6 protein-coding genes and 2 pseudogenes are annotated in these 6,453 nt (G+C 67.3%); 3 read left to right on the top strand and 5 right to left on the bottom strand.

Features of this window, described 5'->3' with window-relative positions:
• A partial coding sequence (locus ACZ3H8_RS40455; protein WP_467410322.1) for an alpha/beta fold hydrolase occupies positions 1-354 on the top strand: 354 nt, incomplete at its 5' end.
• Positions 355-504: 150 nt separating this feature from the next.
• Positions 505-1,338 carry an alpha/beta fold hydrolase gene (locus ACZ3H8_RS40450; protein ID WP_467410319.1) on the top strand — a complete coding sequence of 278 codons (834 nt, stop codon included), beginning with the start codon at positions 505-507 and terminating at the stop codon, positions 1,336-1,338.
• A gap of 65 nt (positions 1,339-1,403) precedes the next feature.
• On the opposite strand, the gene ACZ3H8_RS40445 is transcribed toward ACZ3H8_RS40450, so the two are convergent.
• The 3 genes and pseudogenes from ACZ3H8_RS40445 to ACZ3H8_RS40435 all read right to left on the bottom strand — a co-directional run bounded on the left by ACZ3H8_RS40445 (position 1,404) and on the right by ACZ3H8_RS40435 (position 2,920).
• Complete coding sequence (locus ACZ3H8_RS40445) at positions 1,404-1,649, bottom strand: hypothetical protein (protein WP_467410318.1); 246 nt, start codon at positions 1,647-1,649, stop codon at positions 1,404-1,406.
• Positions 1,650-1,686: 37 nt separating this feature from the next.
• Positions 1,687-1,884, bottom strand: a pseudogene (locus ACZ3H8_RS40440) (hypothetical protein); the annotation flags it as partial.
• Positions 1,885-2,344: 460 nt separating this feature from the next.
• Positions 2,345-2,920: a TetR/AcrR family transcriptional regulator gene (locus ACZ3H8_RS40435; protein WP_467410315.1), complete on the bottom strand. Its 576-nt coding sequence runs from the start codon at positions 2,918-2,920 to the stop codon at positions 2,345-2,347.
• Between the two features lie 106 nt (positions 2,921-3,026).
• Between ACZ3H8_RS40435 and ACZ3H8_RS40430 the strand changes: the two are divergent.
• A pseudogene (locus ACZ3H8_RS40430) lies at positions 3,027-3,593 on the top strand (DUF2867 domain-containing protein); the annotation flags it as partial.
• Positions 3,594-4,151: 558 nt separating this feature from the next.
• Here the strand turns inward: ACZ3H8_RS40430 and ACZ3H8_RS40425 are convergent.
• Both ACZ3H8_RS40425 and ACZ3H8_RS40420 read right to left on the bottom strand, forming a co-directional pair.
• On the bottom strand, positions 4,152-4,451 hold the full coding sequence (locus ACZ3H8_RS40425; protein ID WP_467410313.1) for an ATP-binding protein: 300 nt from the start codon (positions 4,449-4,451) through the stop codon (positions 4,152-4,154).
• A 737-nt stretch (positions 4,452-5,188) separates the two neighbouring features.
• Positions 5,189-6,283 (bottom strand): M20 family metallopeptidase, encoded by a 1,095-nt coding sequence (locus tag ACZ3H8_RS40420; RefSeq protein ID WP_467410324.1) that lies wholly within the window; start codon positions 6,281-6,283, stop codon positions 5,189-5,191.
• Positions 6,284-6,453 lie beyond the last annotated feature (170 nt).

Here is a 6,453-nt window from a genome sequence, read left to right as displayed (position 1 = left end):
CGGACGCTGAGCGAGGCCTTCTTCGGCGCCAACCGGCCCGGCTCCACCGTCTCGCAAGGCACCCGCGACGCGTTCTGGCTGATGAGCATGCAGGCTGGGCTGAAGGCCGCGTACGACTGCATCAAGCAGTTCTCGGAGACCGACTTCACCGAGGACCTCAAGCACATCGACGTCCCCACCCTCATCGCGCACGGCGACGACGACCAGATCGTCCCCATCACCAACTCCGCACACAAGGCCGCACAGCTGGTCAAGGACGCCACCCTCAAGGTCTACCCGGGCGCACCGCACGGCCTGACCGGCGACTTCGAGCAGGCATTCAACGCCGACCTGCTCGACTTCATCACCAAGTAACCCCCGGCGGAAGCCCGAAGCACCCGCGGTCCGCAGGTGGGGACGGCACCAGAGCCCCACCTGCAGGCGTCCGGCGCAAGGCCGGAGACCAGGAATACCCCGCCTAACCGCTCGTCCCCACTCCCCCCATCCCTCACGGAGGTCACAGCCATGCCCGGAATCAGAAGGCCCGCCCGCATCGCGGCAGTCGCCGCGGCCCTGCCCGTACTCGTCGCCTCCCTGCTCGCCGCCTCCCCGGAGCGCACCGCACCGACCACGGAGCAGCAACGCGGCCCGAAACCCACTGTGGTCCTGGTGCACGGCGCATTCGCCGACGCCTCCAGCTGGAACGGAGTTGTACGCCGTCTCAAGCGTGACGGCTTCCCGGTCGTCGCCAGCGCCAACCCGCTGCGCGGGCTCCACAGCGACGCTGCGTACTTGAAGAGTGTCCTTGCCGGGATCAAGGGCCCGATCGTTCTGGCCGGCCACTCCTACGGCGGAGCCGTGATGAGCATCGCCGCCGCCGGAGACCCCGATGTGAAGGCCCTCGTCTACATCGCCGCGTTCACCCCCGACACAGGCGAGAGCGCGGGTGAGCTGGCTGCGAAGTTCCCCGGCAGCACCCTGGGCGAAGCGGTGCAGACCTCGGCGTATCCGCTGCCCGACGGCGGCACCGGCACTGAACTGACCATCGACCAGGACAAGTACCACCAACAGTTCGCCCACGACGTACCGCGCAACGAGGCGTCAGTGCTGGCAGCAACCCAGCGACCGGTCTCCACGGCAGCCCTGGAGGAGAAGGCCACCGCCGCCGCCTGGAAAAACATCCCCTCCTGGGCACTGGTCGCCACGGGTGACAAGAACATTCCGCCCGCGGCCGAGCGCTGGATGGCCCGGCGGGCGGGTTCGCACACCCTTGAGGTGAACGCCTCCCACGCCGTCACCGTCTCCCGCCCCGATGTCGTCTCCCGACTCATTCTCGACGCCTACAGAGCAACTCACTGAGCATCGAGCGATCCCCAAGCGCCGTCCGGCGGCCCGGAGTTCCCCCTTCCGGCCGCCGGACGGCTTCACTTCTGCGTACGCGGCCGGGCCCCGGCCGCCAGGTGTAGCACCGCGTACTTCAGGTTCCGGCCACTGACCTCGCCGTCTCGGCTCTCCAGGTTTTCCACCACGCCGACGAGGTGGTCCAGCCCGTTCTCGACGGACGGGAAATGCGGATCACCAGCCAGCTCCACCCGGCGGATGCGGTCCCGCGCGAGCTGCGGCGGCTCGTCGAAACCGCTCGGCACGTCCCCGTGGGGCCCAGTCGGCATACGCCTTGGCCGGGTCACCCAAGGCAGGCGGGGCGTCCTAGTGGGACCAGCCGACGGTGACTGCAGGGTCGGCGGCGCTCTCGTCGTGGTGGGAGCCAGGGTGCTCGCTCATCTGCCTCCTTGGTACAGGGCACGGAAGTTCGGGACTTAGAGATCGTGCGGATGTGATCGCGTTGGCGAGTGCGATGAACGCCTCGATGACACGGGCCCTGCGCTCGGTGCAGATGGCGTGTTTGTTGACATGCGGTCAGGTCCTTTCGCTGGCTCGACACGGATGAGTCGGTTTGCGCTACCCATCCTTGCCGTGGAGGGCCTGCCCGCGCAGCCTCACACCCCTGGCCGAGCCGTCACGAACGTCCTACCCCGCAATGTTTTTGGCAGGGTGAACGGAAGCCAGTCGGGCAACGGGAACGAGAGCCACGTTGCTCCATCCGTGAAGGCCACGGACATCGACACAGGTTCATGATCGGCAACGGAAATGGGAGCCACCCCTATCGGGCGACATCCGGCGCTGCCGGCGGGGTTGGTGACCTGGGCATGGATGGTGTAGCGCGAGCGGGCGGGTCGGGGAACGTCGACGTGGAGCTCCCGGTTGAGGATGCCGGGGGACGGAGGGTCGAGGTTGAACTCGAGGTTCTGGACGACCTGCACGTCATTCGAGGTCACCCCGCACGCCGAGGCCGTGGCCGCGACCCTCAACTGGTACCGCCACCGCTAGGGCGGTCGAGCAGTAGATCGCCAGCGCGGGCGAGGACCTGGGCCCGGGAGCGGCCGTCGTGGTCGGCGACGAGGAAGTGCGCGCCGATCGCCACACAGAAGGCGAGCAGGCTGCGGGCCTCGACCTCGTCGGGATCGGTGCAGAAGGTGCCGATCATCTCGCGCAGCAGCGCCATGCGCCGGTTGTCCACCCGGCGCAACCGTTCGGCGACCGCCTCGTCGCGGCGGGCCCAGTCGCGGATCGCGAGGTCGATGGGGAGCAGGCGGTCGCTGGAGAAGGTGAGCACGCCCGCGCGATGGATCTTGGTCTTCGGGTCGCCGCCCTCACGCTCGACGCGATCGATCACCTCGTCGGTGCTCTCCCGCTCCCAGCTGTCCAGCATCGCCCCGAGCAGCGCGTCACGGTCGGCGAAGTAGCCGTAGAAGCCGCCCTTGGTGACGCCCAGCCGCTTCGCCAGCGCCTCCACGCGAACGGCGTCCGGGCCGCCGGCGGCCAGCGCCCGCAGCCCCTCCTCGACCCATCGCTCACGCGGGGTGCGAACCGCGCCCACCATGTGCGTCACCTCACTTCCCAGCCATATATACGCCACCGTATAACGCGCGCTAGCCTCGTCTTATACGTCAGCGTATATCTCGAGGTAGGGAAAGGCTGCAGTGGCAATGAGGCTCCCTGACACAGCCCACACCGATCAGCCGTGGCGGATCCACGAGCTCACCCCCGACTTCCGGCTGGAGGACGTGTGGGCCTTCCGCGCGCCCGGAGCCGGACCGGACGACTTCCCAGTGATGCTCGCCGCGATGCAGGCGGCCGGCGGACCGGGGACCGGCTCCTGGCCGGTACGGTTCCTGTTCGCGGCGCGCTGGAAGCTTGGCGCCCTCTTCGGATGGGACGAACCCAGGGCGGCGCGCGTAGCGCCGCTGCGCGACCGTCTGCCGCGCGATCTCCGCGAGACCCCCGGCGGCTCGGTCGCCGGGGACTCCCCGTTCACCTCGGTGTACGAGCTCGGCAACGAGTGCGCCCGCGAGCTGGCGAACAAGACCGTCCACGCGGTCATGCACCTCGGCTGGGCCCCGGCCGCCACCGGCGGGCACGAGCTGCGCATGGCCGTCCTGGTCAAGCCCAACGGCCTGCTCGGACGCCTGTACATGGCCGCCATCGCCCCGTTCCGGCATCTCGTCGTCTACCCGGCGCTGACCCGCCAGTGGGAACGCGCGTGGCAGAACCGCAACGACTCGGCCACGGTCCACGGCGCCGTGGGGACGTACAACATCCCGGCGTCCGTCCTCGCCCTCAGCTCGCTGCCTGACATCGACTACGTCGACTTGTTCACCCTCGAAACCGGCCTCGACGCGACCCCGGAGCAGTGGGCCCGGGCGATGTTCGGCGACGTCCCCAGCGCCGCCGAAAAGCTGATCTGGCGCGGGTTTCTAGGTCTCCACCTCAGCCCAGGCCGTTCCCCGCACACAGTGGCCGGCTGGCGCATCACCGAACGCGGCGACAGCTGGATCCGTCTCGAAACCGCCTCCTGGTTCCTGAGCTGCAACCTCGTAGTCCACACCGCCGAAGGGCAGGTCTCCCTGGCCACCTACCTGCACTACGACAAACCCCTCGGCCGCCTCATCTGGCCCCCGCTCTCCGCCATCCACCGCCGCCTGGCCCCGGGCCTCCTGCACGAGGCTGCAACAAAAGTAGCCACAACGACAGAGCCCAACACGGAGAGCTGAGCAGGAAATCGGGACGGCGCGCGCCCGAACCGCTCCCGATCAACCTCCGTTACGTTGGGGCTAGGGGCAGGTTCGGGAGGAGGATGCCGTGTGGGCCTTGCGCTCGGCTTCGGTGGCCTGGAACCGGTAGGACTCAGTCCCGGTCTGGATCAGCGTGCAGCGGAAGGTGATCCGGTCGGCGATGGCCGCGCAGAGCCTCGGGTCGGCGAAGATCTTGTCCCACTCGGCGAACGGCGAGTTGGTGGCCACCGCGGTGGCCTTGCACTCCTCGCGCCAGGGCCTTCGCCACCGTGTTCCGCGACACCCTGTACCGCTGGGCGGGCGTCCGGCCCGAGACCGACGGATCCAACCGACGGTCACGGCGGATCCGCTCGAAGATCCACTCGCGCGACCTGTACACCCCCGGGCTCCTGACACGACCGTGATCAAAGGACCACAGCGTGACCCGGCCAAACAGCCCAAAGGTTCCACTACGCCATCAGCGGCATGTCACAGATCGTCAGACTGGGTGGCTCCCAATCTCGTTGCCGAAACAGTGGCTCCCGTTCCCGTTACCGCACTGGCTCCACTTCACCCTGTCAAAGACACCCGCAACAACTAGCGGCCTGCGATACCGCAAAGGAACGGGTCCACGCCGCCCGGCGACACCTCGTCGTCAAGCAGCTCGGCCGACCCCTGGTGGTAGAGAGCATCGCCCCGGCCACCTCGATGCGAATTCCCCACACCTGCCGGCACCCGTACCCATCGGGTCGCAGCTCACCCACGTGTTCGCAGATGGCCTCGCCGCAACTCGGCACCTTGACCCCGGCCAAGACTTGACGTGCACGCTGGGCACGAACGTCACCAGGAACGGGCCCATCTCGTAACGATGGTGCGCCTCCGCTTCGACCGCGAGGCGGCCGAGCCCGTGGAGCGTCCGCGGCCCGTCCTGGCGGGTCTGCGAGCACAACGGGCCCGAAATCGCCGCCACCGACCACGAAAGGAGCCGCCGGCTAACCGCACCGCCGGCAGCGGGCCCGATCACCGAACGCGAATCTCAGTGATCGCAGATCGCGACCTCGCGTGATCGCTCACAGGTCGCGCATGCTCTCGTTCTCCTATGCGTTCTGAATCGCGTTCACCAGTCCAGCAACAAGGTTCGCCCGCTCGGCCATGGCTTCGATCACCAGGTACTCGTGGTCGGCGTGGGCACCGCCCCCGACTGCTCCAAGGCCATCGAGTGTTGGCACCCCCAATGCGGCCGTGAAGTTGCCGTCACTTCCGCCGCCGACTGCCTTGCCTTCGAGGTCAGGAAGCAGCTGCTTTGCCACCGCAAAGAGCTCGGCCGACGCCGACTCAGACATCGGGGGTCGGCTGATAGCTCCCTGAACCGCGATCTCCGCCTCATCGAGATGCGGTACCAGTGCTGCGAACGCAGATTCGATTCGTTCTTTCTCGCCGGCCGACTCGACCCGGACGTCCACGATGACGGTCGCCTCTGCGGGAACGACGTTGTCCAGGGTTCCTGCGGACGCGACGGTCGGGGTAACAGTCGTGCCAATGTCGGGTCGACCAAGCGCTGCGATATCCAGTACTTGGTGTGATGCTTCGATCAGGGCGTTGACCCCGGCTGCGGGCTCAAGGCCTGCGTGCGACGCCCGGCCCGCGATAGAGACTTGGAACGTGCCGCAGCCTTTACGGCCGGTCTTCAGGGCTCCGCCATCAGCGGCGCCCTCGAGCACAAGTACAGCGCCGCAGGCAATGGCTCGTTCTTCGATGAGAGCTCGAGAGGAGCGGGAGCCGACCTCTTCGTCGGCGGTCATCAGGATCTCGACGCCTGACCGGTCAGCGAGCGTCGCCAGGCCATGAACGGCCTGCACCAAACCGCCAAGCATGTCAAAGACCCCGGGGCCGGTTGCATGCCCGTCTTCGACCATGAACGGGCGGCGTTCAAGGGTGCCGAGCGGAAACACCGTGTCATGGTGACCGAGGATCAGTACTTTGGGATCGCCACCAGCTGACCAGTGGACGTGCGGCCCGGCTTCGCTCTCAACGAGGATGGCCTGCCCGCCAAGGCGGCTCTCGATGACAGCGGCGACAGCTTTGGCCGATGCCATCAAGGCGTCGAGATCGCGCGATGGAGACTCGATTTCGACGAGTGTCCTGAGGTCCTCAATCATCGCGTCAACACTCACATCGACGGTCTTGTACATCGTCACGATGCAAGGGTACTTGGTACGCCGTGACGGAATGGAGTTTACCTGCCCGGGTCATCGTTTCTTGCTCAGCGTCTAGCCTCGCGCTTTCATGAAGCGTGGTGTCCGACGGGTGGTCAGACAAACGAAAAGCGCCTCTGACCAGCAAGAATGAGGATTGTCGAGGT

Source organism: Streptomyces sp. NPDC002868 (assembly GCF_055563295.1).
This window is presented reverse-complemented; position numbering and strand designations above follow the sequence as displayed.

Bases quoted from the DNA above. Each gene is read 5' to 3' on its own strand.
- ACZ3H8_RS40445 (WP_467410318.1), bottom strand. From the start codon at position 1,649: ATGCCGACTGGGCCCCACGGGGACGTGCCGAGCGGTTTCGACGAGCCG.
- ACZ3H8_RS40450 (WP_467410319.1), top strand. From the start codon at position 505: ATGCCCGGAATCAGAAGGCCCGCCCGCATCGCGGCAGTCGCCGCGGCC.
- ACZ3H8_RS40435 (WP_467410315.1), bottom strand. From the start codon at position 2,920: ATGGTGGGCGCGGTTCGCACCCCGCGTGAGCGATGGGTCGAGGAGGGG.
- ACZ3H8_RS40420 (WP_467410324.1), bottom strand. From the start codon at position 6,283: ATGTACAAGACCGTCGATGTGAGTGTTGACGCGATGATTGAGGACCTC.